Raw genomic sequence first — 207 nt, forward strand, 5'->3', positions numbered from 1 at the left:
TTCCTGAGTAGCGGCGAGCGAAACGGAACATAGCCCAAACCAAGAGGCTTGCCTCTTGGGGTTGTAGGACATTCTATACGGAGTTACAAAGGAACGAGGTAGACGAAGCGATCTGGAAAGGTCCGTCGTAGAGGGTAACAACCCCGTAGTCGAAACTTCGTTCTCTCTTGAATGTATCCTGAGTACGGCGGAACACGTGAAATTCCG

The 207-nt window shown here is 50.7% G+C and carries 1 rRNA gene; it reads left to right on the plus strand.

From position 1 onward, the window contains the following. A 23S ribosomal RNA gene (locus tag MR107_RS31285) occupies nt 1-207 on the plus strand; the annotation flags it as partial.

Source organism: Bacillus cereus group sp. BfR-BA-01441, from assembly GCF_022663075.1.
In the GTDB taxonomy this organism is placed as follows: Bacteria; Bacillota; Bacilli; order Bacillales; family Bacillaceae_G; genus Bacillus_A; species Bacillus_A cereus.